The organism is Streptomyces sp. P9(2023) (genome assembly GCF_032436795.1).
Taxonomy (GTDB): Bacteria; Actinomycetota; Actinomycetes; order Streptomycetales; family Streptomycetaceae; genus Streptomyces.
This window is the reverse complement of record NZ_JAUPWM010000002.1, coordinates 173,315-197,937: the sequence shown is the minus strand read 5'-3', so window position 1 is coordinate 197,937 and position 24,623 is coordinate 173,315. Positions and strand designations below refer to the sequence as shown.

Below are 24,623 nucleotides of genomic sequence, written 5' to 3'. Positions count from 1 at the left end.
GGCCCGACGCCGCGCTTTCGTCGAACCAGTCGAGGACGGCAGCGTTGCCAAATGGCAGGGCAGCGAAGCCCGCGGCCTTTCCTGCGCTCTCGCCCGGGTAATGCGCGATGTTCTCCTCGGTACAGACCCGGACGTCCGCCTGACCCGCCGCGCGCCGCGGCCGCTCTCGCCCGACCGCGCATGCGAGCACCCCACGAGGTGCACCCGGCGGCCACCCTCCTGGTCCGAAACGCCGATGCCACCCGCTGGTGGACCTGGGCCGGTTACCGCGCCAACGCCACTCTCACAGCCTCTCTCGGCAACCTCGCCGACCCTGTGCAGCGCCCTACCGACTCTCACGTCCGGCTGCGTCAAGTCCTCGCGCCCGACGACTGGAAGGCCGCCCTCGCTGAACTCCCTGACTCTCTAACCCTGGAACTTGGCGAGCCCCCGGTTCGCGTCCCGATTTGAGGAACGACACACATGGGACCCTGGTGTTCAAGCTCGTGGAGTCCGCCCAGGAACGCCGACGCGCGATCACCGGCGCCCACCTCGTCGCCCTGGTCCGCTCCGGCGCCAGGTTCGAGAGCGGCCTCCTGGTCGAGCGGCAGAAGCAGGTCGCATGAATCACCACGATGCCTCGCAGGATGAGCCGGCCGAGCACCTCCGCTTCTGGGCCTACCTGAGCGCGCTGGAGCAGGTCACCGACGCCGACGAGGCCCGCCTGGTCAGCGAAGTCCTCACCGATCCGGACCAGGCGATGGCCCAGTCCGCCATCCTTCGGCACCTGGACCGCGGCCGGGCCACCGAACTGCTCCGCGGCCCGGCCTACGAACCCTGGGCCGCCTCGATGGCCCAGGTCGCAGGCCACCATTCGTTGCTGACCCGGCGTCTGCGGGAATGGTCGCTCTTCCGAGCCATCACGCTGAAGCAGCCCTGGCACCCGGACGTCCTGCTCGACTCATCCGACTGGCTTCAACTCAAAGCGGCCGCCACGTCGAACACCCGCACCATCGAGATCCTCGCCCAGTACGGTCGCACAAAGCGGATCCGCAACACCGCCAGGACCAACATCAAGTAGCAGGGCTCGCGCTGAACTACACGTCAACCCATCCACAGGTCTTGACCATTGCCCGGATCGGCGAGCCCGTGACCGTACAGGACGCGGGAGCCGAAGGCCGCGACCAGGAGACGTCCGCGTGGAGGACGGCTCGTGTTCGACGGCCAAGGGCTCTGTGCCTCACCGCCGGGCGTGCGCGAGATCGTCAGCCGCGGCGTCAGGCGGGGTGCACGCGGACCTCGACGTCGTCGGAGGACGTTTCCGGTGCCGGGTCGGCGGTCACGCGGACGCTCAGTGTGCGGCCGCTGTCGGCCTCGACGAAGGAGAGGGGCGGGTGGCCGTCCTGCAGGTACTTGTCGCCCCACTGGACCAGTGACAGGAACACCGGCAGCAGGTCCTCTCCGGCCTCGGTCAGCCGGTACTCGTCCCGAGCCCGCCGCCCCGGCTCCTGATAGGGGGTGCGCGCCACGACCCCTGCGGACTCCAGCTGTTTGAGCGCACGGGAGACCGACGGCGCGGAGGTGCCGATCCGAGCCACGAAGTCCTCGAACCTGGTCGTGCCGTAGAAACACTCGCGCACGACCATGAAGACCGTCCGGGTGCTCAGCAGGTCGAGTACCCGCCCGGCCGAACATCCGTCGCCGATCGACCACGCGTCCCGGTCGCTCAGCCGCTTCTCGAACCTCATCGCCACCCGGCCATTGTAACTAATGCTTGCGTTACCCAGCTCTGGCGTGCTTGCATCTGACTAACGAGATCGTTATTCAGATAGGGGGCGTGCTGTGGTTGCGGTGGCAGGCAAGGTGGTCGTGGTGACCGGCGGGCGGCGGGGGCTCGGCGCCGCGCTGGTGGACGAGGTGCTGGCACGCGGGGCGCGCAAGGTGTACTCCACCGCACGCTCGGCGTACGTCGACGACCGTCCGGAGGTGGTGGCCGTCGAACTCGAGGTCCGCTCGGCCAGGTCGGTCGCCGCCCTCGCGGAGGTCGCCGCAGACGCCGAGATCGTCTTCAACAACGCCGGAGTCCTGCTGCCCGCGCCCTTGCTCACGGGCGCCTTCGAGCAGGCGACCGAGACGTTCGACGTCAATGTCTTCGGGCCGTTGCGGGTGGCGCGGGCGTTCGCGCCGGTCCTCGCCGCGAACGGCGGCGGAGCCCTGGTGAACATGCACTCCGTGCTGTCGTGGCTGGCGGGCAGCGGAGCCTACGGGGCCTCCAAGGCGGCGGCATGGTCGCTCACGAACTCACTCCGGCTCGAACTGGCGCCGCAGCACACGCATGTCGTCGGCGTGCACGCCGGATTCATCGACACGGACATGGTCTCCGCCATGGAGCGGACCAAGGCGAAGCCCGCCGAGGTGGCCGCGCGGATCGTCGACGGCCTGGAGGCCGGGGATACGGAGGTGCTCGCCGACGACGTCAGCATCACAGTCAAGTCCGCACTCTCCGGGCCCGTGGAGCACCTGACCTTCTCGGCCGCCGGCTGACCGCTGACGAAAGGAACACCGAACCACCATGCCTCTGTGGACTGTTCATCACACCCCGGGAATCTTCTCCGATGCGGAGAAGTATCAGCTCGCCTCCACGATCGCGGACCACTACGAGAAGGTCGGACTGCCCCGGTTCTACGTGGTCACTCTGTTCCAGGAGGCCCGGCCCGAGGACTTCTACATCGGCGGGGAGCCTGTCCCGGTCGGAGTCCGCGTCGTCATCGATCACATCGCCCGGCGCAATCCCGATCAGGAGAGTAGGCGCCGGACCGCCCGCTGGATCAGACAGATGCTGCAACCCCACCTGGAACGGCACACCGGACTTCAATGGGAGTTCCACGTCGACGAGACCAGCGAGGACCTCTGGATGATCAACGGGCTCGTACCGCCCCCGGGCGGCTCCGACGCCGAACGGCACTGGGCCGCGCAGAACGCGGCGACCCCTTACTGACGGTCGTCGCCGTCTCGGTCCCTCACAGCTCGACGCGGGGACGAGGAAGCCCGGCTGGTCGCCAGGAGGAAATGCCTCCCCATGCCCGCCAGTCCACGAGTGGCGGGAGGCACGCCCGTTCCTGGCCACGCCGCCCACGATCACGGAGTGACCGCCGGGATGAACGAGGCCCTGCTCCGGATCCTCACACCGAGCAGGCTCGCGATCCTCGGCCGCGGCGGAGCCGACTTCGCGGCGGCCGAGGGCGCCGGACAGGACGCAGCGGTCGAGGCCGTCCGCGTCCCGCCGCCCACGTGTCGTCGACGATCACGTGCAACACCAGCTGCGGTTACGCCCGGACCTCGCCTCGGTAGTCCAGTCCGAACAGGGGTCGTCGTCTGCGAGCAACCCGGCGTCGCGCGCCGGGACGAACCGGGGCCGGTCGATGGACGGGATGCCGTCGTCGCCCGTGCCGCCGGAGACTGCGGCCCTGGCTAGGGCCTCCAGTGACGGATGCTGACCGAGCTGCACCTTGGTGATCCAGTCGGTCTGGCGCTCCGAGGCACCCTGAAACGAGATGAACGCTGCGCTGCTCGCGGCAGCCCTCCTGGTCGGCTGCCTCCTGGCCGTCCAGGCGTCGGTCAACCTGCAACTGAACAAGGCGGTGGGAACTCCGTACGGCGCCTCCACGGTCCAACTGGGCGTGGCCACCGGACTCTTGCTGGTCCTCGCGGCGGTGTCCGGCTCACTCGGCGCGCTCGGGAAGATCCCCGACGTCGAGTGGTGGCATCTGCTGGGCGGCCTGGCCAGCCCCCTCTACATCACCAGCGGCATCCTGCTCTTCCCCCGGCTGGGGGCCCTGGCCTCGGTCGGGCTGTTCGTCACGGGGCAGATGTTCTCCTCACTGGTCCTCGACCTGGGCGGCCTCTTCGGGCTGGAGAGGCAGGGCCTGAGCCCGGGCATCGCTCTCGGCGCCCTCGCGGTCCTCCTCGGCATCATCGTGATCATCAGGGGGCAGCAGGCGACCGCCCCGCCCGGAGCCCCGACGATGTCGGGCCCGGGCCGGATCGGATGGATCGCCCTCGGCATCGTCGCCGGCGGTGTGCTCCCAGTTCAGGGCGCGGTCAACGCCGAGCTCCGGCTCCTTCGCCGACGCCACCGAGATCACCGCCTACGCGGGCGGCCAACTGGTCTGGGGCACCGCGCCCTGCCCCCCAGAAGCGCCCGGTGGCGGATGAACCGTCCCGCTGCGTCCGCCACCGGGGCCCTTGCATGCCCTGTTCCATCCGAGAGGAGCACCGGAGCCGCGATGAACACCACGAGAGCCACCCGATCACGAACGAGACACAGGCGCTTCCGGCTCGCGGCGGCGCTGCCCGCGCTCGCCCTTGGCGCGGCGCTGAGCGTCGCCCTGCCCACCGCGCCGGCCGCGGCGGCCGCCAGGGTCGACAATCCGTACGTGGGCGCCACCCCCTACGTCAACCCCGACTGGTCCGCCCGCGCCGCGGCCGAGCCCGGCGGCGCCGCGATCGCCGACGAGCCCAGCTTCGTGTGGATGGACCGCATCGCCGCGATCACCGGCACCGCCACGAGCCGCGGACTGCGCGCCCACCTCGACACGGCGCTCACCCAGGGCGCGAGCCTGTTCCAGGTGGTCATCTACGACCTGCCCGGCCGGGACTGCGCCGCCCTCGCCTCCAACGGAGAGCTCAAGGCGGAGGAACTCGACAAGTACAAGACCCAGTACATCGATCCGATCTCCGCGATCCTCTCCGACCCCCAGTACGCCTCGCTGCGCATCGTGGCCCTCATCGAGCCCGATTCGCTGCCCAACATCGTCACCAACGCGGGCAGCGCGGCCGGCGCGACCGAGGCCTGCCGCCACGTCAAGCAGCTCGGCTCCTACGAGAAGGGCGTCGGCTACGCGCTCAACAAGCTGGGCGACATCGAGAACGTCTACAACTACGTGAACGCGGGCCACCACGGCTGGCTGGGCTGGGACACCAACTTCGACCCGGCGGTCGACGAGTTCAAGCTCGCCGCGACGAGCGAGGGCGCGACCGTCGACGATGTGCACGGCTTCATCGTCAACACCGCCAACTACTCGGCGCTGAAGGAGCCGCACTTCAAGGTCACCGACACGGTGAACGGCCAGACCGTGCGCCAGGCGAAGTGGGTGGACTGGAACTTCTACGTCGACGAGCTGTCGTTCGCCCAGGCGCTGCGCGACCGACTGGTCAGCCGGGGCGGCTTCAACTCCACCATCGGCATGCTCATCGACACCGCACGCAACGGCTGGGGCGGCTCCGCCCGGCCCGCCGGCCCCGGCCCGACGACCAGCGTCGACGCCTATGCCGACGGCAGCCGCACCGACCGGCGCATCCACGCCGGCAACTGGTGCAACCAGGTGGGAGCGGGCGTCGGCGAGCGCCCGACCACCGCGCCCGAGCCCGGTATCGACGCGTACGTCTGGGCGAAGCCGCCGGGGGAGTCCGACGGCAACAGCCAGCCCGTCGAGAACGACGAGGGCAAGGGCTTCGACCGGATGTGCGGCCCGACCTACGAGGGCAACGGACGCAACGGCAACAGCCCGACCGGTGCCATGGCCGACGCACCGCTGGCCGGCCACTGGTTCTCGGCCCAGTTCCAGATGCTGCTCGCCAACGCCTACCCGCCCATCGGCGGCGGCGGGCCGGGCGGCGACACCCAGGCGCCGAGCGTGCCCACCGGTCCGCGGGTGACCGGCACCACCTCCTCGTCCGCCTCGCTGGCGTGGACGGCCTCGACCGACAACGTCGGGGTCACGGCGTACGACGTGTACCGCGACGGGGTGCAGGTCGGCGCGACGTCGGGCACCACGCTCACGGACTCGGGCCTGTCCGCCGCCACCACGTACGGCTACCGGGTGCGGGCCCGCGACGCGGCGGGCAATGCCTCGGCACAGTCGGCGGCGGTGAGCGCCACCACCACCTCCGGCGGTACCGGCGGCGGAAGCCTGAAGGTGCAGTACAAGACCAGCGACACCAACGCCACCGACAACGCGATCCGGATGACGCTGCAGCTGGTCAACACCGGATCGAGCGCACAGAGCCTGTCCTGGGTGGAGATCCGCTACTGGTTCGGCGACAGCGCGGCCTCGTACACCACCTGGTGCGACTGGGCGCAGCCGGGCTGTGCGAACCTCACCCACTCGGTGGCCGCCAACGGCTCGGCCACCGGCGCCGACCACTATCTGAAGGCGAACCTCTCCGGGGGCTCGCTCGCCGCCGGCGCTTCCACCGGCGAGATCCAGCTCCGTGTCCACAAGTCCGACTGGTCCACCTTCAACGAGGCGGACGACTACAGCCACGGGACGAGCGACTGGCCCAGGGCGTGACGGTCTTCGCCCGCCGCGCACTGCAACGTCATGGGCTCGCCCATGCGTTGCTCGCTGCCCCCGCGGAACCCGCCGTGGGACGTGAGCGGTTGGAGTTCAGGCGCCGCTACCGGGAACTCTTCGCCGAGGTGGTACGGGAGGGCGTCGACGCCGGCCTGCTTCCCGAGCAGGAACCCTGGATCACCGCCGCCGCCCTGACCGGCGCGATCGGCGAGGTGCTCGTCGACCCGCTGTCCGTGCCCGTCGAGGACAGCGCCGACGCCCTGGTCGCGCACCTGACCACGACGTCGCTGCGCTGTGCCGGCGCTCGGTCCGACGCGCTCTGAATCCCGGGGCCGGCCCGGTCCCGATCCGGCGGGCAGGTCCTGCCCTCCGTCGCACGACCACGAAGCGGCCCGCATCGGCCGAGGCGTGCTGCCCCACTCGATCGACCCCGCCGCTGCTACGCCCGCCCGGCGAGCCGGCGAACCCGCACCCGCTCGTGCCCGAGGCGCCGAGCGCCGAGCACGGAGGAACCGATGGCCGCACCCAGCGACACCGCACCCACCCACACCGCGTCGCCGCGAAGCAACCCGACGGCCCGGACACACGAGGTGATCAACCAGGCCCCACCCCTCGTCGGACACGATGTCGCCGACGACCAGGTTCTGCTGGAAGGCGTGGAGCGGGAGGGCGCCGCCTGGTGTCTCGACGACCTGCACCGGATCGGCCGCCGCGCCGGCAGCGAGGAAGCGCAGCGGTGGGGCCACGAGGCCAACCGCCAGGAGCCGGTGCTGCGGACGCACGACCGTTACGGCAACCGCGTCGACGAGGTCGACTTCCAGCCTCGTACCACGCACTGATGGAGGTGGCGGTGGGCGAGGGGCTGGCGGGCAGCGCCTGGACGGACCAGCGTCCGGGAGCCCACGTGGCGCGTGCCGCCGGGCTCATGACGTGGAGCACCGCCGAGGCCGGGCACGGCTGTCCGGTCTCCATGACGTACGCCGTCGTCCCCGCCCTGCGCCGTTCCCCCGAGCTCGCGGCGGTCTACGAACCGCTGCTGACCAGCCGCGTCTACGACCCGGGGCTGCGCGCGCCGGGGGACAAGCGTGGCCTGCTCGCGGGCATGGGCATGACCGAGAAGCAGGGCGGCACCGACGTGCGCGCCAACACGACCCGCGCCACCGAGCAACCGGACGGCAGCTGGCGGCTGCGCGGCCACAAGTGGTTCACCAGCGCGCCGATGAACGACCTCTTCCTCGTCCTGGCGCAGACACCCGGTGGGCTGTCCTGTTTCCTCGTCCCCCGTGTGCTTCCCGACGGCAGCTGCAACACCTTCCGCATCCAGCGGCTCAAGGAGAAGCTCGGCAACCGCTCCAACGCCAGCAGCGAGCCCGAGTTCGACGACACCGTCGCCTGGCTGGTCGGCGAGGAGGGGCGTGGAGTGCGGACCATCATCGACATGGTCACCATGACCCGCCTCGACTGCGTCCTGGGCTCCGCCGCGGGGACCCGGGCCGCGCTCGCCCAGGCTGTCCACCACGTCCGGCACCGCTCGGTATTCGGTGCCAAGCTGATCGACCAGCCGCTGATGCGCAACGTGATCGCGGATCTCGGCCTGGAGTCGGAGGCCGCCACCACACTCGCGCTCCGCATCGCCGGAGCCGCCGACCGCGCCCAGCACGGGGACGCGGGCGAGCGCGCCTTCCTGCGACTGGCCACGGCCGTCGGCAAGGGATCTGCAAGCGCCAACCGGCCGCGGTCGCGGAGGCCCTGGAGTGCCTCGGCGGCAATGGCTACGACGAGGCGTCCGGAATGCCCCGCCTCTACCGCGAGGCTCCGCTCAACGGCATCTGGGAGGGCTCGGGCAACGTCAACGCGCTGGACGTGCTGCGTGCGCTGACCCGCGAGCCGGAGAGCATGCAGGCGTGCACCGCCGAGATCGAGGCGGCGGCCGGCGCGGACGCGCGCCTCGACGCCGCTTGGCGGTCCCTGCGAGAGCAGCTGGTCCGCACCGAGGAGATCGAGCTTCGCGCCCGGAGTCTGGTGGAGCGGATGGCCCTCGTTCTTCAAGGCTCGCTGCTGGTCCGTCACGCACCGACCGCCGTGGCCGACGCCTTCTGCGCCTCTCGCCTCGGCGGCGGCCACGGTCTGGCGTTCGGTACCCTCCCGGCCGGCCTGGACCTCGCGGCCGTGATCGCCCGTACCCCGGGCGTCCCCGACTGACGTGTTCCTCCGCTCCATGACGAAGCCCCAGGTCGGTGTCCGCGTCCCCGAACCGTTCCGCGATGACGACCGCCCGGTCGGCCGTTGCTCACGATGTCCTCATGGCGAAGCTTCCAGACCGGGCATGATTGGTCCGTTCTGTCTGGGTTCTGGGTGGGTAGGTGGTGGATAGGCCCCCGAGGGAGGCTGATTCGATGCCGTGGCTCGTATGGATGCTCGCCGCCGCGGCGCTCGGTGTCGCGGAGTTCTTCACCCTGACGCTGGTCTTCGGGCTGCTGGCCGCGGCTGCACTGGTCGCCGCTGTAGTCGCCGGTGTGGGCGTCGGCCTGCTCGGCCAGCTCGTGGCGCTCGGAGTGGCAGCGGCAGCGGGTCTCCTCATCATCCGTCCTGTCGCGCTGCGGCACATGGCACAGGCGCCCCTCACCCGTGAGGGCAGCGATGCTCTGATCGGCAAGCGGGCCGAAGTCCTGCGGGAGGTCACCGCGAGCCGCGGCCTGGTCAAGATCTCCGGTGAGGAATGGTCCGCTCGCGCTCTCGACGAGAGCCTCGTGATCCCGGTGGGAGCGCTGGTGGACGTCATGGAGATCGAAGGCGCTACAGCTGTCGTCTACCCCCGCGAACTCCTTCCGTGAACGGCTGAACACATCCCAACGGAGGAATTGTGGATCCGGTTGTCATCCCGATTCTCGTGGCGGCGATCGTTGTCGTCTTCCTGGTGGCCGCCACGGTGCGGATCGTCCCGCAGGCGCGCCGCTACAACATCGAGCGGTTCGGCCGGTACCGGCGGACGCTGCAACCCGGCCTGAACTTCGTCGTGCCGGTGGCGGACCGTGTCAACACCAAACTCGACGTGCGCGAGCAGGTGTATTCGTCCGCTCCCAAGCCGGTGATCACCGAGGACAACCTCGTGGTGAACATCGACACGGTGCTCTACTACCAGATCACCGACCCGCGGGCGGCGGCCTACGAGGTCGCTGACTATCTGCATGCGATCGATCAGCTCACCGTGACCACGCTGCGGAACGTCATCGGCTCCATGGACCTGGAGGAGACGCTCACCTCACGTGAAGAGATCAATGCCCGCCTTCGCGCCGTCCTCGACGACGCCACCGGCAAGTGGGGCATCCGGGTCAACCGCGTCGAGATCAAGGCCATCGATCCGCCGGCCACCATCAAGGAGGCGATGGAGAAGCAGATGCGGGCCGAGCGGGACAAGCGCGCGGCCATCCTGCACGCCGAGGGGGAGCGGCAAGCCAAGATCCTCACCGCGGAGGGCACGAAGCAGAAGGACATCCTGGAAGCGCAGGGCACGCAGCAGGCCATGATCTTGCGGGCGGACGGCGAGGCGAAGGCGGTGGAGCGCGTCTTCCAGGCCGTTCATCGCAACAACGCCGACCCGAAGATCCTCGCCTACAAGTACCTCGAGACGCTCCCGCACCTGGCGAAGAGTGACAACAACACGTTCTGGGTGATCCCAGGCGAGCTGACCGAGGCGGTGCGCGCCGTCACCAGCGCGTTCGGCGATCGGTCGACGATGGGTCTGCCCGGATCCGCGCAGCCGGACGAGGCGACCACCACCACCGACGCCGACGGCACGTCGGACGAAGGCGGGGCGCCGGAGCTCGAGGCAGCCTCGTCGCTTTCGCTGGACGCCGCCGCGGCCGCTGCCGAGGTCGCGAAGCAGGCCGACGCCGTGGTGAGCGACGCGAAGGCCGAGGCCGAGGCGGCACGGGCGTCCCAGGTGCCGGGCCGGGGGCAGACGTCCGGCGATTGAGCACAGATGGCGAGGGCCCCGGGAATCCCGACGCGACCAGCCGCATCAGTTGTCCGTGTCGCTGCTCGGAACGTCGCTGTTCGGAACGCCGTTCGTTCCGCGGAGTGAGTGGCGCTGGACGAGGCGCGCGATGTCGCGCGCGGTGATGATGCCCACCAGAAGTCGACCGTCGGTGACGAGGATCCGTATGCCGCTCCTGCTCGGGCGGGCCTTTTCGAGAACGTCCTCCAGAAGGTCGTCCGGCGCGCAGGTGGTGCACTGCGACAGCGGGGTCGCCATGTCACGTACGCGCAGTTCCTTGCGCCGCGGCGCGGGGATCTTCGCGAACCGCGACAGGTCGACCAGGCCGCTGGGGCGACCTTCGAAGTCGATCAGGGGCAGGGCGGAATGGCGGGCCCGCATCGCCACGTCGTCGACGCAGCGTTCCACGGTGAGCCAGTCGGGGCAGGTCTCCACGGGGCTCGACATGGCGTCGGCCGCCCGTACCCCGTGCAGGGCTGATGCCATTCCGGCCTGCCGTCGCTCCGCGCCGGCGACGATCAGGACGAAGAAGCCGATGACCATCAGCCACAGACCGCCCAGTGCGCCGCGCAGGACGGAGACCCAGCCGCCGGCGATCAGCAGGAAGCCGAGCACCTGGCCGCTGCGCGCGGCCGCTCGCTCGGCCCGGTCCCGGTCTCCGGTACGCCACCAGATCACCGACTGCACCACACGCCCGCCGTCGAGCGGCGCGGCGGGCAGCAGATTGAAGACTCCCAGCAAGAAGTTCACCCAGGCCAGCCACACCAGGACGGCCGCCGGTACCGCCCAGCCGAACATTGCGTTCAGCCCGACGCCCGCGCCGAGCGCCGCCGCGCCCACGACAAGGCTGGTGAGCGGCCCGCCGACGGCTACCAGGAAGGCCACGCCGGCCGTGCGCGGCTTGCCCATCTGTGTCATCCCGCCCAGCGCCCAGAGCGTGACGTCCTGGACGGGGATGCCCTTCCTCCGGGCGATGATCGCGTGCGCGGCCTCATGAGCGAGCAGGCTTCCGATGACCAGCAGGGCCCCCACCAGCCCGGCGACCGTGTACGTGGCGTTCGACCGGCCCGGAAGCCAGACGGGGAGCGTCTGGCTTCCCAGGCTGTATCCGAAGAGGACCACGAGCAGGGGCACGGTCCAGTGGATGCGCAGCGGCACGCCCTGAACCCGTCCGATCCGTACCGAGCCGTTCATCGCCGTCTCCCATGGCTCGAGCAGGCGGCCCTCCGCCCGAGCCGCAGGCCCTCAGGGCGCTCCCGGTGATCGGATCAGTACGGTGTCCGCCTACTCACAGTGTTGCTCGTGGAGCCGGTGGATGGGGATCACCCGTGCCGGATCGTGCCGGACCCTGATCCCCCATGGGCGCGGAGGTACTGTTGCGGCCGTCATCATTGACGCTCTCTTGACGTCACATCAACATCCCGCGGGAAAAGGACAGCGCCGGTGGTGTTTACCGTGCCTCAGCGTGCACGAGCGCTCTTCACGGCCCATCCCGCCCGCACCGTGGTCCTCGGGTTCGCGGGTGTGGTCATGGTCGGCACGGTGCTCCTGATGCTGCCGCTCGCGGCCGCGGACGCCGGTGCCACCGATCTGCTGACCGCGCTGTTCACCTCGACTTCCGCCGTCTGCGTGACCGGCCTCGCGGTCGTCGACACCGGCGCGTACTGGAGCGGTTTCGGCGAGGGTGTCATCCTCGCGCTGATCCAGGTCGGTGGCTTCGGCATCATGACCATGGCCTCACTGCTCGCCCTCCTCGTGTCGGGCCGGCTGCGGCTGCGCATGCAGCTGACGGCGCAGGCGGAGACCAAGAGCCTCGGCATCGGAGACGTACGCAAGGTCCTCCTCGGCGTGGCCGGCACGACCCTGGCCGTGGAGCTCGGCGTCGGTGCGTTCCTCGCGCTGCGGTTCCGCTTCGGGTACGACTACGGTTTCGGCGAATCCGCGTACCTGGGGTACTTCCACGCCGTGTCGGCCTTCAACAACGCCGGGTTCGGTCTGCACGCCGACAGCCTCACCCGCTACGCCCAGGATCCTTGGATCACGCTGCCGATCGCACTCGCCGTCATCCTGGGCGGGATCGGTTTCCCGGTCATGCTGGAGGTGCTGCGCCACCGCAACCGGGTGCGGACGACCGGTCGTCGGAACTGGACCCTGCACACCAGGCTCACGGTCATCACGTCCGTGGTCCTGCTGGTGGTGGGGACGGTGCTCACGGGCCTGCTGGAGTGGAGCAACCCCGCCACGCTCGGCGCGTACGACGTCTGGGGCAAGCTTCTGAACAGCTTCTTCTACTCCTCGATGAGCCGCACCGCCGGCTTCAACTCCCTCGACATCGGCGCGCTGGAGCCCTCCACGCTCCTGATGACGTGCGTCCTGATGTTCATCGGCGGCGGCAGCGCGGGAACGGCCGGCGGCATCAAGGTCACCACGTTCGCCGTCCTGGCGGCCGCGATCCTGGCCGAGGTACGCGGCGAGACGCACTCGGTCGTCCTCGGCCGCCGTCTCGCCCCGCATGTGCTGCGCCAGGCGCTCACGGTGGCGCTCCTCGGTGTGGGTCTGGTCATGGCCGCCACCCTGGCCCTCCTGTCGGTGAGCGGGGAGCCGCTGGACATCGTCCTCTTCGAGGTGGTCTCCGCCTTCGCGACCGTCGGCCTGTCCACCGGCATCACCGCCGACCTCCCGACGATCGGGCAGCTGATCCTCGTGGTCCTGATGTTCATCGGTCGCATCGGTCCCATCACCCTCGTCTCCGCGCTCGCCCTGCGCGAGCGCACGCGACGCTACGAACTCCCCGAGGAGCGACCCGTCATTGGCTAACTACCTGCACAACCTGCGCAAGCGTCGGCGTCGGCGGCTGACCGAGCAGCACCAGTTGTCCGCGGACCAGCGTGTCGCCGTCATCGGGCTCGGCCGCTTCGGATTCTCCCTCGCCAACGAGCTGATGCGCCGCGGCTGGGACGTCCTCGGCATCGACACCGACGCCCGGCTCGTCCAGAAGTACAGCGACCTGCTCACCCACGCCGTCGTCGCCGACTCCACCGATCCCGATGTCCTGGGCCAGCTCGGCGTCCACGAGTTCACCAGTGCCGTCGTCGGCATCGGCACCGACATCGAGGCCAGCATCCTGGTCAGCTCCAACCTCCTCGAAGCCGGCGTCCCCAACATCTGGGCCAAGGCGATCAGCCGCCAGCACGGCAAGATCCTCGAACGTCTCGGCGTCCACCACGTCGTCCTTCCCGAGCACGAGATGGGTGAGCGGGTCGCTCACCTCGTCACCGGCCGGATGCTCGACTTCATCGAGTTCGACGACGACTACGCCCTCGTCAAGACCGTCGCTCCGGGTGTGGCCACCGGACAGCCGCTGGGCCGCTCCCGGGTCCGCAGCGAGTACGGCGTGACCGTCGTCGGCATCAAGCGGCCTGGGGAGGACTTCACCTACGCGACCGCCGAGACGGTCGTCGAGAAGGGCGACATCATCGTGGTCACGGGCAAGACCCAGGCCGTGGAGGCGTTCACGGACCTGGCGTGACCGCCGGGATCCGTTGCTGGTGGGGCTTGTCGCCCGGTGAACGATGTGCCAGGCCGTCAGATGCGACATGCCTTCAGCGAGGGGAACGCCACCGGCATCAAGGGCGTGTCAAGACTGCCGGGTTACGGCAATGCGAGCGGGACCGGCGCGCTCCAGGATGGTCCTGCCGGAGGGCGCCGGCGCGGTGGTGATGCCGGGCGCCGGAAACAACGACATGTCGGGGGCAGTAGATGGGGGAGTTCCTGAGCGCTGCCGCCGGCTTGCCGACGATGCTGTTCAGCGCCGCCCTGGTCGTCGTCCTCGGATTCTGGCTGCTGGTGCTGTCCGGGGTGGCGGAACGGGGGGCCTTCGACTCCGACGTGGACGCCGAGCGCCTGCGGCTCGGCGGAGTGCCCGTCGCCGTGTCGGTCTCTCTCGTCGTGGTGATCGGCTGGGCCTTGAGTCTTTCCGGCTCCGTACTCGTCCATCGCGTCGGCCTGCCGGGCGCTGCGGCTTCCCTGCTCTCCGTACTCCTCCTGTTCCTGGCCCCGTTCGTCTCCTGGCGCGCATCGAGGCGTCTCGTACGGCGGCTGGCGAAGTTCTTGCAGAAGATGCCGAGACGGCGAGCCAGGCGGCCATGAAGGGGAGTACGTAGATCGCGAGTCGGGACATGAACGTGCCGAGCTGGGCGTCCGGTTCGTAGCGGCGCAGGACCGTGAGCGACGCGGCTACGGACGCATCGTCAACATCGGCTCGCCGGCCGGGCAGAACGGTGGCACCGCGACGGGCGCGCACTACGCGGCGGCCAAGGGTGGAGTCGCCACGCTCACCAGGTGTTCGCGCGCGACCTCGCCCCGCACGGCGTCACTGTCAACGTGGTCTTGCCCGGCCCGCAGAACCTGCCCGTGGTGCGCCGCACCGTCGACCCCGAGAAGCTCGCACAGACCGAGGCCGTGATCCCGGTGGGCCGGCTCGGCCGCCCCAGGTTCGTCGACATGGTGGTGCTGCTCGCCGAGGACCACGCCGACACCGTCACGGGCGCCAGCTGGGACGCCAACGGCTGCCTGTTCATGCGCTGACACGCACCAGGTGCCCGGCAGGCGACGACACAGCAGATTCCTAGCCTGCCGGCCGGCTGGGCGTCGGGCGCCTCCGGGTCGCGAGCAGGGCCGAGGCGCGCTGGACGAGTCGGGTGACACCCTTGGCGTACGCGATGCCGAAGGCGAGGGAGACGGCGAGGGCCAGGGGTTCCGACACGTCGTCGAAGAGCGGGAAGACCTGCCAGTGCGTCAGGTAGATGGCCAGCGAGCTGCCGGCGAGCAGGCCCGCCACCTGGTTGACGCGGTGGCTGCTGGGGAGGGCCGGGAACCACACCAGCAGGCAGAAGCCCGCCATGACGAACAGCTCACGGCCCGGTTCTCCGGGGAAGAAGCCGGGAACGGTGGCCAGCGCGGCGAGCGTCACGAGGAGCCGCCGCCACACGGTGCGGGACCGGGCGGCCACCCAGCCGAGGGCGAAGAGCCAGAAGACGGTGACCGCGTCGGTGATCTCGGCCCGGGCCGGCAGGCCCACCAGCTCGTAGCGGGTGAGCAGGCCGACGCCGGCCAGGGCGACCGGCAGGCCGTACGGAAAGCGGCGCTCCAGTCGGTGCACCGCGGGGACGGCGAGCAGGGCCATCAGGGCCAGCAGGATGTAGACGAGGGCCTCGATGAACCAGAGGTGGATGCGGCTGCCCATGTCCTCGGGCCAGAGCGCGTTGTGCAGGAGGAAGAGATTGGAGAGGTCGTAGTCGTCGTCGACGAGGAGCGCGAAGGCGGTCCAGGCCATGGTGGGGACGGCTATCCGCGCGATGCCACGGGCCGTACGGCGCGTCCTTTCGCGGCGCTCGGGATCGGCGAGCAGGAAGCGGGCGAAGTTGTAGCCGGCGACGGCGAGCAGCAGATGGGCCCCGCCACGGAGGTTGAAGAGGCTGATGTGCGAGCCGACCACGCACACGATGGCCACCGCGCGCAGGACGACGCTGGTCTCCACGTGCCGCCGCGACCGGCCTTCCCCGTCGGGCCTCCGGTGCTCTTCCAGTTCGCGGATGGGCGTCGTGTGCCAGCTCGGCGGCAGGTGACCCAGGCGCTCTTCGACGTGGAGTGACATCTCGACGTACGACAGGGAGTCGCCGCCGAGGGAGACGAAGGAGCTGTCCGGCGTCACGTCGGGGCGGTCCAGGATCCGTGCGTACAGCCCGCAGAGGTCGTCCGGGGTCGCGAGCCCGCCGGCCGGCGAATCGACGGCCGGGTGGTTCAGGCCGCGTACGGCCGGGTAGTCGGGCTTGCCCGTGGGAAGCCGGGGGAGTTCGGGCAGCAGGTGGACGCGGACCGCGCGGGCGGGCAGGCCGCACGCGTCCACCACGCGTCTTCGGATCCGCCGCTCGTCCCAGCCGGGTCTTCGGACGACGGCGAGGGCGAGTGCCTCGTCGTCGCCCGCGCACAGGGCGTCGAGGCCGTGCCGTTCGAGCATGGCCTCGATCTGCGAGGGGTCGACGCGCAGGCCGAGGATCTTCAGGAAGCGGCTGCGCCGGCCGACGATCTCGTACACGCCGTCCTCGGTGCGGCGGGCGAGGTCACCGGTGCGCAGGGTGTCGACCGTACGGCCGAGTGCGAGGTCGTCGCGGGTGTGGGCGTAGCCGAGCATGACGTTCGGGCCGGCGTAGACGAGTTCGCCGATGTCGGTGCCGGGGGACTCCTCGACGGGTTCGAGGGAGAACGAGCCGCCGGGCACCGGGACGCCGATCGCCCCGGGATGTGCGGTGGTCAGGGCCGGCGGCAGATAGGCCATGCGGGCGGTCGCCTCGGTCTGGCCGTACATGACGAACAGCTCCCAGCCGCGTCGCGCGCCCAGTTCGGCGTAGCGGGTGACGCGTTCGGGCGCGAGGCGACCGCCGGCCTGGGTGACGTACCGCAGGTGCGGGAGGTCCATGTCGGCGAAACCGACCCGGTCGAGCAGGTCGAAAGTGTACGGGACACCGGCCAGCGACGTGCCGCCGGCCGCCCGGAAGAGGTCCCAGAAGCAGGCGTCGGCCACCGAGAGGCCGGTCAGTACGAGTCCGGCGCCGCGCAGCAGGTGGCTGTGGATCACGGACAGGCCGTAGCAGTAGTGCATCGGCAGTGTGGTCGCGGCCCGATCGGTGTCGCGGATGCCGAGGTAGGTGGCGATCGAATCGGCGTTCGCCTGGAGGTTCTCGTAGGAGAGCCGGACCAGCTTGGGCGAGCCGGTGGAGCCCGAGGTGCTGAGCAGGAGCGCGAGGTCGGGGTGGAGGGTGTGGGCGGACGCGGGATGCCGCTCCTCGATCCGCCAAGTGTCCTGCCCCTCCTCGTCGTTCCCCGGATGGACCACGACGTCCGGGTCGTACGCCGAGATGAGCGCGGCGACCGCCTCGGGGTGGTCGCCGGGCACGAGCAGCACCGCGTGGCCCGCCGACAGCGCGGCCAGGTGGACGACGAGCGCGCCGACGGTGTTGGCGCCGGGCAGCAGGACAAGCCGGCGGTGGGTGCCGAGCCGGCGGGCCGTCTCGTCGACCCGGTGGGCCAGCTCGCGGTACGAGATCTCGCCGTCGGCGGTCACGAGGGCGGTGCGGTCGCCGTGCAGCGCGAGGTCACGGGCGAACGGGAGGGCATGGCCACCGACGGGCGGGGCAGGGAGGAGCGTCACGGGCGCATCGTAGGTAAGCCTTTCCTTGTCGAGAAGAGGGGGTGGTCGCCTCGGATGCCCAGTCGGAACCGTGTTGTTATCAAAACCGGACTTGACCCTTAGGTTAGCTTTACCTTATTAATGCCGTACTCACAGGTTTCCTTGATAGTTGACAGCAGGAAGGCCCCACCCGCATGCGCCGCCCCTTGGCCCGCACCATGACCGCGCTCGCCGCGGCCGTCCTGCTCACACCCGCGCTCGCCGCCTGCGGCAGCGACGAACCGGCCGATCTCGTCATCTACTCCGGCCGCAACGAGAACCTCGTGAAGCCGCTCATCGAGAAGCTGGAGAAGCACCTCGGCGCCAACGTCGAGGTCCGCTACGGAGACAGTGCCGAACTGTCCGCCCAGCTCCTGGAGGAAGGCGACAAGACCGAGGCAGGGCTCTTCCTCTCCCAGGACGCCGGCGCCCTCGGCGCGCTCTCCGCGGAGCAGCGCCTCACCCCGCTCCCCAAGGCCACCCTCGACAAGGTCGCCGCCGCCCACCGCAGTTCCGCCGGCGACTGGACGGGTGTCAGCGGCCGCGTCCGCGTCCTCGCGTACGACCCTGCCCAGGTCCCCACCCCGCCGAACAGCGTGCACGAGCTGGTCAAGCCGGAGTGGAAGGGCAAGATCGGCTTCGTCCCGACCAACGCCTCCTTCCAGGCCTTCGTCACCGGCATGCGCGTCCTGGAGGGCGACGACGCCGCCCGCACCTGGCTCAAGGGCCTGAAGGCCAACGACCCCAAGAAGTACGACAACAACCTCAAGGTGCTGGAGGCCGTCGACAAGGGCGAGGTCTCGCTCGGCCTGATCAACCACTACTACTGGTACGAGCAGGCCGCCGAGAAGGGCGCGGACCAGCTCAAGGCCAAGGTGCACTACCTGCCCGACGGCGACCCCGGCGGTCTGGTCAACGTCGCCGGCGTCGGCATCCTCAAGGGCGCGGACAAGAAGCAGGCCGAGTACGCGCAGAAGGCCGTCGACTACCTCCTCTCCGCCGAGGCGCAGACGTACTTCGCCGAGGAGACCAAGGAGTACCCGCTGGCCGCCGGCGTGAAGACCGCCGAGGGCGTGCCGGCGCTGGAGACCCTGCAGCCGCCGAAGATCGACCTCGGCAAGCTCGACTCCCTCAAGGAGACCCTGGCCATGCTCCAGGACGTCGGACTTGTCTGACGTGAGCTCACCGGACGCCCGGGTCCGGCCGCACGACGCCCACGACGCCCTCCGCCCGGCAGATGCCCCGGCATCCGCCGGGCGGCGGCGCGCCCCGGGCCGGCCCTCCTGGATCCTGATCGCGCCCGCCACGGCCGCCGCCCTGCTGGCCGTCCTGCCGCTGGGCTACCTCGCCGTCCGCGCCCTCGAACGCGGCCCCGCCTACGCCTGGGACGTCATCGCCGACGACCGCACCGGCGAACTGCTCCTGCGCAGCCTCGGCCTGACCGCCGTCGTCGTCGCCGCCTGCCTGCTGATCGGCGTCTCGCTCGCCTGGCTGACCGTGCGCACCGCGCTGCCCGCCGCCCGGGCCTGGTCCGTCCTCGCCACCCTGCCGCTGGCCGTGCCCAGTTACGTCACCGCCTTCGCCTGGCTCTCGGCCGCCCCGTCGCTGGCCGGATTCACCGGCTCGGCGCTCGCCCTCACCCTGGTGAGCTTCCCCTACGTGTACCTCCCGGTCGCCGCCGCCCTGCGCGGCACCGACCCCGGCCACGAGGAGGTGGCGCGTTCCCTCGGGCATGGCCCGTTCCGTACCTTCGTCCGCGTCACCCTGCCGCAGCTGCGGCCCGCCGCCGCCGGCGGCGGTCTGCTCGTCGCGCTGTACGTACTCTCGGACTTCGGCGCCGTCTCCCTCATGCGGTACGACACCTTCACTCTCGGCGTCTACACCTCCTACCGGGCCAGCTTCGACCGCACCCCGGCCGCCGCGCTCAGCGCCGTCCTGGTCCTCATGACGGTGCTGCTCGTCGCCGCCGAGACCCGCACCCGGGGCCGCGCCGACTACGCCCGTACCGGCACCGGAACCGCCCGGCGGGCCGTCCCGGCCGCCCTCGGCCGCACGCGGCCCCTCGCCCTCGCCTGGTGCGGCGCGATCGTGGCCCTGGCCGTCGGCTTCCCGCTCGCCACGCTCGGCTACTGGCTCTCCGTCGGCACCTCCGCCACCTGGGACCCGGCCCTGCTGACCAGCACCGCGCTCACCACCCTCGGTGTCGCCGCCGCCGGCGCCGCCCTCACCACCCTGCTCGCGCTGCCGGTCGGCGTCATCGCCGCACGCCACCGGGGCCGGCTCGCCCACCTCCTCGAACAGGCCGCGTACGCGGGCCACGCCGTGCCCGGCATCACCGTCGCCCTCGCCCTGGTCTTCTTCGCCGTCCGCTACGCCCGCCCGCTCTACCAGGAGACACCGCTGCTGATCTGCGCGTACGCGGTGCTGTTCCTGCCCGTCGCGGTGGCCGCCACCCGCGCCGCCGTCCTCCAGGCGCCGCCCGTCCTCGACGACGTGGCCCGCTCCCTCGGCCGGACGCCCCTCGGCGTGCTGCGGGAGATCACGCTGCCGCTCGCCGCGCCCGGCGTCGCCGCCGGCGCCGCCCTCACCTTCGTGGTCTGCATGAAGGAACTCCCGGCCACCCTGCTGCTGCGCCCGACCGGTATGGACACCCTGGCCACCCGGCTGTGGACCGAGACCGGCACCGGGTCCTTCGCAGCGGCCGCCCCGTACGCCGCCGCGCTGATCCTGCTGGCCGCTGTCCCCTCGTACCTCCTCGGAAGGCACCGCACATGAACGAGCTAGAGGTCCGGCAGGTCGTCACGGCGTACGGACCGGGGGCGCCGGTCCTCGACGGCCTCGACCTCACCGTCCCCGGCGGCTCCCTCGCCGCCGTCCTCGGCCCCTCCGGCTGCGGCAAGACCACCCTGCTGCGCGTGATCGCGGGCTTCCTCAAGGCCGACGCCGGCACCGTGACCGTCGGCGGCCGACTGCTCGGCGGGCCCGGCGTCCATCTGCCGCCCGAGCGGCGCCGCATCGGCATCGTGCCCCAGGAGGGCGCGCTCTTCCCACACCTGAGCGTGGCCCGGAACATCGCCTTCGGGCTCACCGACGTCGACCGGGCGGGCCGGCGAGCCCGCGTGGCGGAGATGCTGGACCTGGTGGGTCTGCCCGGCTACGGCGACCGCATGCCGCACGAGCTCTCCGGCGGCCAGCAGCAGCGGGTCGCCCTCGCCCGCGCACTCGCTCCCCGGCCCCATCTCGTACTGCTCGACGAGCCGTTCAGCGCCCTCGACAGCGGACTGCGCGGGGCCGTACGGGCGGAGGTCCGCGCCATGCTGAGGGAGAGCGGCGCCACCGGTCTGCTCGTCACCCACGACCAGCAGGAGGCCCTGTCCACCGCCGACCTCGTCGCCGTCCTCCGCCACGGCCGCGTCGCCCAGTGCGCCACCCCGCAGGACCTCTACCGCCGGCCCGTAGACCCCTGGGTCGCCTCCTTCGTCGGCGAAGCCGTCATCGTGCCCGGAACCGCCGACAAGGACGTCGCCACGACCGCGCTGGGACGCATCCCTCTCGCCACGGCCCCGCAGGGCCTCCAGGACGGCCTCGTCCTCCTCCGCCCCGAACAGCTCCAGCTGGCCGAGCCGCAGGCCGTGGACTCCGAAGGCGTGGTCACCGAGGTCCGGTTCTTCGGCCACGACGCCATGGTCACGGTCGCCGTCGACGGCCTGGACCGGACGGTCGACATCCGAACCCCCGGCCCGCTGCTGGTGGCACCGGGCCACCGGGTCGGCGTACGCCTCACCGGCGAGGCCACCCTGCACCCGGACACGGCGGCCTGACCGGGTCCGACGAGAGTGCCCGGAGGTCCGCCGCGCTGCGGTGAGCGGCGATCTTGGTGAGACTGGTGTCATGACGCACAAGGCATTGCTGGAGGGCGGGCCTGACGACCTGCATGAGCGGATCGTCCCTGTCGAGACCCCCGCCGAGGACCTGAAGATTCCGCATCGCGGTGGATACGAGCACTTCAGGGAGACCCCGCGCCGAGAGGACACCGCAGAGGGGACCCTTCGGGTGTACGAGTGGTGGGAACGCACGGAGATCGCCGAGTAGCAGCCCACGACCTCCCCCAGGGGGTGTCTCAGGCCGGCCGGGGCGAGAGGACCCTCTTGGCGCCGAGCCGGATGGCGTAGCGCTCTCGTGCCGCGAAGTCCGCCGCCGCCCACACCGTCGGGTGTCCGACCTCCGCGCACAGGTGGAGGATCGCGTCGTCCCCGACGTGGACACCGATATGAGCCCCGTAGGCGCGGGTGGTGGAGTTGAACAGGACCAGGTCGAGCGGCTCCGCGACCGGCACGTGGACGGTGGCCTCCGTGTCGCTCCAGAGCTCGGAGGAGCGCAGATCCGGAGGGGTCAGGCCGTAGTGCCTGAGCACCTCGTACGCGAACACCTGGCAGTTGGCGCCGGGCGCGAGACCCGGCCGGGCGGCCACGGCCGCCGCGCCCGGGAAACGCGAACCGTCGTACCGGACGGACCAGAACTCCGCCGGCAGACCGCTGATGATCGACACCATCCCCTCATCATGACCCACCCGCGAACGGATCGAGCAACCTTTCGACGAGTGCGCCCTGCCCCCGCCTACTTCGCGTGCCAGACCCCGAGGTTGTTCTCACCCGCGTCCGCGGCGCGCCGGAGGGCGTCCGAGGAGCCCACGATGCCGTGCGGCAGGTACGCGGTGCGGAGGTCCAGCTCCCATCCGTGCACCTGGACGGCGAGCGCGGCCAGGGCGAGGGTGTCGAGCGGCAGCAGCGTGCGCGGGGCCGGGTCCGTGCCCACGCTCTCGCGGTGGGCGACGAGCCGGTCCGCCAGGGCCTCCTCGAAGGCGCGCCGGTCGTCGTCGAGCAGGACGCGCAGCAGTCGCTGATCCGGCGTCAGCACCCCGGCCGCGTCGAGGCGTTCGGCCGCGTCGGCCAACTCCTGCGGGTCCGGCTTGCGCAGCGGCACGGTCGGCCAGTCGCGAGGCAGGTGCCCGCTCTCCTCGGTCAGGTAGAGGCAGAGCGCCTCCATCGCGGCCAGGTCGGCCGGCTCCGACGTCGAGGTCAGCTTCGAGTACGGCACCCCGTCGCGGATATCGCGGGCGAAGTCACCGCGCAGGAGGAGTCCCGTGACCCGCTGCCAATCCCACACCAGCCCGCTGACCACGACGGCCGCGAACGTGTCCAGCCACGTACGGGCCGTGGGAGCCTCGTCGACGACGTCCTTGAACGCCAACTCCTCGCTGGTCAACTCCTCGCGGACGAGGGGGAACCTGAGCTCCTGGTCGCCGTTGGGGTAGCAGCCGAGGCTGATCACGCCCAACGAGCACTCCGCGGCCGTCAGCAGCGCGCGGCGCGAGATGTCGTCGAGCCCGGGCTCGGTCAGCGCGCGAGCGGCGACGTGATCGAGCAGTTCGTCGGCCATCTCCCGCAGCCGGTCGAGGCGGAAGCTGTCGTAACGCATGCTGTGCCACCTCCCGAACGCCCGCCCGTGGATGTCGTCGAGCGCTGCAGCTATGCGCTCCTCGCTCAGCTCGTGAACCGCCACTTCCCGCACGAGTGCAGTCCTTTCAAGATCGATCCGCCGTCGAGCGGCACGCTATCAGCGGCCTCGGACATCGCTTCCCGGAGCCCGGAGTGTTGCGGGGGCAGGGCCGTCGGGGCGGACGGTGAGGCCGTACGCGGCCTTGGCCGGCGTGGAGCCGAAACGTGGCACGTGGGCGGGCAGAAGGTGCTCAAGGAGGACGGTCGACTCCCGGAGCGCGAACTGCAGACCCAGGCACGCCCGCGGCCCGATGCCGAACGGGAGGTAGCTCCCGGGGTGCGTGGGGCGTCGTCCGGGGGTCGTGAAGCGCTCCGGGTCGAACCGCAGGGGGTCCTCCCAGAGATCCGGGTCCCGGTGGGTGAGGTAGGGGCAGACCAGGACGTCGGTTCCGGCCTCGACCGCATATCCGGCGAGGACATCGTCCTCCGCCGCGCAGCGCGGCAGCAGCCAGGCCGACGGGTAGAGCCGCAGCGTCTCGTGGACGAGCGCCTGGACGGCCTGCCGCCGTTCGGGAGAGCCCTCGGCGCCCGCGGCGAGGGCCTGCTCCCGGGCCTGCGGGTTCCGGTCCAGGAGAAGATAGAGCCAGGTCAGGGTGGTGGCGGTGGTCTCGTGACCGGCGACGAGGAGGGTGACCAGCTCGTCCCGGATCAGCCGGTCGGTGTACTCGGGATGCCTTCCGGCCGCCTCGATCAGGACGTGCAGCAGGCCCGGGCCGTCGGGCCCGGCCGCTCCGTCCCGGGCCGCGGCGATGGCACGGCTCGCCACGGCATCGATTCTGGCCAGGTCGGCGGCGACGGCCCCTTCGGCCGCGGCGCCGTCGGCGGGCAGGCTGGGCAGCGCGGCCACCACGGCGGGCACGGCTCCCAGTTCACGCTCCGTACCGGGTTCGAGGGGATGTCCGGTCAAGGACCGCCAGATGGTGTCCAGGGCGAAGCGGCGCATCTCGTCGCCGACGTCGAACACCTGCCCAGTGCGGGCGTACGTGTCCCAGCGCGCCGCGGCGGTCCGGGCGGCCTCGCCGATCCGCTGCTCGTAGCGGCGCATTCCCCGGCCGGTGAACTGGGACTGCAGCAGCTTCCGTTGGCGCTGCCACGCCTCGCCCGTCGCGGCCAGGACGCCGTCGCCGATCAGTAGCCGGGCGCGGTGCGAGCGTTTCACGTACCGGCCGGGCTGGCGCGCGAGCACGTGCTGCACGGCCTGCGGGTCGGTGACCAGGACGGTCGGCCGCGGTCCGAGCCGGAACGCGGCGATGCCGCCGAGCCGTTCGCGCGCCTGGGCGAACAGGTCGACGAGCTCTCCTCCGTCCGCCTGCCATTGCTTGACGACGGCGGGGTCCAGTTCGGGGACCGAGCCGGGGCGGGCGGTGGTGGCCACGGGGCTGCTCCTGTTCGGGGGCGGTGCCGCGTTACGATGCGAGCATCACGCACTGTAGGGGAGCGGGCGCGGTGGGCGACAGGCCACCTCGCCCGCTCCCCTCGGACAGGTCGAACGGTCGGACGGGTCG

General features: G+C 71.0%; 20 protein-coding genes and 6 pseudogenes. 20 read left to right on the top strand and 6 right to left on the bottom strand.

Features of this window, described 5'->3' with window-relative positions:
- Positions 1-473: 473 nt before the first annotated feature.
- Entirely contained in the window at positions 474-605 is a 132-nt protein-coding gene (locus Q5762_RS03360; RefSeq protein ID WP_315890390.1) for a hypothetical protein, read from the top strand.
- Positions 602-1,060 carry a hypothetical protein gene (locus Q5762_RS03355; protein ID WP_315890389.1) on the top strand — a complete coding sequence of 153 codons (459 nt, stop codon included), beginning with the start codon at positions 602-604 and terminating at the stop codon, positions 1,058-1,060. The genes Q5762_RS03360 and Q5762_RS03355 overlap by 4 nt, the downstream gene beginning before the upstream one ends.
- Before the next feature lie 196 nt (positions 1,061-1,256).
- Here the strand turns inward: Q5762_RS03355 and Q5762_RS03350 are convergent, their stop codons facing one another.
- Positions 1,257-1,727, bottom strand: a complete 471-nt coding sequence (locus tag Q5762_RS03350; protein WP_315890682.1) for a helix-turn-helix domain-containing protein — start codon at positions 1,725-1,727, stop codon at positions 1,257-1,259.
- A 94-nt stretch (positions 1,728-1,821) separates the two neighbouring features.
- Between Q5762_RS03350 and Q5762_RS03345 the strand changes: the two genes are divergently transcribed.
- From Q5762_RS03345 to Q5762_RS03305, 9 genes and pseudogenes are all read left to right on the top strand, one after another.
- On the top strand, positions 1,822-2,523 hold the full coding sequence (locus Q5762_RS03345) for an SDR family oxidoreductase (RefSeq protein ID WP_315890388.1): 702 nt from the start codon (positions 1,822-1,824) through the stop codon (positions 2,521-2,523).
- A 28-nt stretch (positions 2,524-2,551) separates the two neighbouring features.
- Entirely contained in the window at positions 2,552-2,977 is a 426-nt protein-coding gene (locus Q5762_RS03340) for a tautomerase family protein (protein WP_315890387.1), read from the top strand.
- Between the two features lie 159 nt (positions 2,978-3,136).
- Positions 3,137-3,265, top strand: a pseudogene (locus Q5762_RS03335) (RNA polymerase subunit sigma-24); the annotation flags it as partial.
- 268 nt (positions 3,266-3,533) lie between these two features.
- A pseudogene (locus tag Q5762_RS03330) lies at positions 3,534-3,899 on the top strand (DMT family transporter); the annotation flags it as partial.
- 366 nt (positions 3,900-4,265) lie between these two features.
- A pseudogene (locus Q5762_RS03325) lies at positions 4,266-6,314 on the top strand (glycoside hydrolase family 6 protein); the annotation flags it as partial.
- Positions 6,314-6,658 (top strand): annotated as a pseudogene (locus Q5762_RS03320) (TetR/AcrR family transcriptional regulator); the annotation flags it as partial. The pseudogenes Q5762_RS03325 and Q5762_RS03320, both read left to right, overlap by 1 nt.
- 192 nt (positions 6,659-6,850) lie before the next feature.
- Positions 6,851-8,537 (top strand): annotated as a pseudogene (locus Q5762_RS03315) (acyl-CoA dehydrogenase family protein).
- Positions 8,538-8,731: 194 nt separating this feature from the next.
- Entirely contained in the window at positions 8,732-9,169 is a 438-nt protein-coding gene (locus tag Q5762_RS03310; RefSeq protein ID WP_315890386.1) for an NfeD family protein, read from the top strand.
- A 29-nt stretch (positions 9,170-9,198) separates the two neighbouring features.
- On the top strand, positions 9,199-10,311 hold the full coding sequence (locus tag Q5762_RS03305) for an SPFH domain-containing protein (RefSeq protein WP_315890385.1): 1,113 nt from the start codon (positions 9,199-9,201) through the stop codon (positions 10,309-10,311).
- Between the two features lie 45 nt (positions 10,312-10,356).
- On the opposite strand, the gene Q5762_RS03300 is transcribed toward Q5762_RS03305, so the two are convergent.
- Positions 10,357-11,526, bottom strand: a complete 1,170-nt coding sequence (locus tag Q5762_RS03300; RefSeq protein ID WP_315890384.1) for a site-2 protease family protein — start codon at positions 11,524-11,526, stop codon at positions 10,357-10,359.
- A gap of 261 nt (positions 11,527-11,787) precedes the next feature.
- On the opposite strand from Q5762_RS03300, the gene Q5762_RS03295 reads away from it, so the two are divergent.
- From Q5762_RS03295 to Q5762_RS03275, 5 genes and pseudogenes are all read left to right on the top strand, one after another.
- Positions 11,788-13,149, top strand: coding sequence for a potassium transporter TrkG (locus Q5762_RS03295; RefSeq protein ID WP_315890383.1), 1,362 nt, complete (start codon positions 11,788-11,790; stop codon positions 13,147-13,149).
- The gene (locus Q5762_RS03290) at positions 13,142-13,861 is read left to right on the top strand and encodes a TrkA family potassium uptake protein (protein ID WP_315890382.1); all 720 of its coding nucleotides are present in this window, start codon (positions 13,142-13,144) and stop codon (positions 13,859-13,861) included. The genes Q5762_RS03295 and Q5762_RS03290 overlap by 8 nt, the downstream gene beginning before the upstream one ends.
- A 230-nt stretch (positions 13,862-14,091) precedes the next feature.
- Complete coding sequence (locus Q5762_RS03285; RefSeq protein ID WP_315890381.1) at positions 14,092-14,481, top strand: hypothetical protein; 390 nt, start codon at positions 14,092-14,094, stop codon at positions 14,479-14,481.
- A gap of 43 nt (positions 14,482-14,524) precedes the next feature.
- Positions 14,525-14,626: pseudogene (locus Q5762_RS03280) on the top strand (hypothetical protein); the annotation flags it as partial.
- A 47-nt stretch (positions 14,627-14,673) separates the two neighbouring features.
- Positions 14,674-14,919, top strand: coding sequence for an SDR family oxidoreductase (locus Q5762_RS03275; RefSeq protein ID WP_315890380.1), 246 nt, complete (start codon positions 14,674-14,676; stop codon positions 14,917-14,919).
- A 40-nt stretch (positions 14,920-14,959) separates the two neighbouring features.
- Here the strand turns inward: Q5762_RS03275 and Q5762_RS03270 are convergent, their stop codons facing one another.
- Positions 14,960-17,542: an AMP-binding protein gene (locus tag Q5762_RS03270; RefSeq protein WP_315890379.1), complete on the bottom strand. Its 2,583-nt coding sequence runs from the start codon at positions 17,540-17,542 to the stop codon at positions 14,960-14,962.
- 173 nt (positions 17,543-17,715) lie between these two features.
- Between Q5762_RS03270 and Q5762_RS03265 the strand changes: the two genes are divergently transcribed.
- From Q5762_RS03265 to Q5762_RS03250, 4 genes are all read left to right on the top strand, one after another.
- Positions 17,716-18,735, top strand: a complete 1,020-nt coding sequence (locus Q5762_RS03265; protein ID WP_315890378.1) for an iron ABC transporter substrate-binding protein — start codon at positions 17,716-17,718, stop codon at positions 18,733-18,735.
- 1 nt (position 18,736) lies between these two features.
- Complete coding sequence (locus tag Q5762_RS03260; RefSeq protein ID WP_315890681.1) at positions 18,737-20,335, top strand: iron ABC transporter permease; 1,599 nt, start codon at positions 18,737-18,739, stop codon at positions 20,333-20,335.
- Entirely contained in the window at positions 20,332-21,381 is a 1,050-nt protein-coding gene (locus Q5762_RS03255) for an ABC transporter ATP-binding protein (protein ID WP_315890377.1), read from the top strand. Before Q5762_RS03260 ends, Q5762_RS03255 begins: the two co-directional genes overlap by 4 nt.
- Before the next feature lie 70 nt (positions 21,382-21,451).
- On the top strand, positions 21,452-21,652 hold the full coding sequence (locus Q5762_RS03250) for a DUF5988 family protein (protein WP_315890376.1): 201 nt from the start codon (positions 21,452-21,454) through the stop codon (positions 21,650-21,652).
- 28 nt (positions 21,653-21,680) lie between these two features.
- Here the strand turns inward: Q5762_RS03250 and Q5762_RS03245 are convergent, their stop codons facing one another.
- The 3 genes from Q5762_RS03245 to Q5762_RS03235 all read right to left on the bottom strand — a co-directional run bounded on the left by Q5762_RS03245 (position 21,681) and on the right by Q5762_RS03235 (position 24,493).
- On the bottom strand, positions 21,681-22,112 hold the full coding sequence (locus tag Q5762_RS03245; protein WP_315890375.1) for a hydrolase: 432 nt from the start codon (positions 22,110-22,112) through the stop codon (positions 21,681-21,683).
- Positions 22,113-22,177: 65 nt separating this feature from the next.
- A complete protein-coding gene (locus Q5762_RS03240; protein ID WP_315890374.1) occupies positions 22,178-23,131 on the bottom strand; it encodes an immunity 49 family protein in 954 nt (317 codons plus the stop codon).
- A gap of 45 nt (positions 23,132-23,176) precedes the next feature.
- Entirely contained in the window at positions 23,177-24,493 is a 1,317-nt protein-coding gene (locus tag Q5762_RS03235; RefSeq protein ID WP_315890373.1) for a cytochrome P450, read from the bottom strand.
- Positions 24,494-24,623 lie beyond the last annotated feature (130 nt).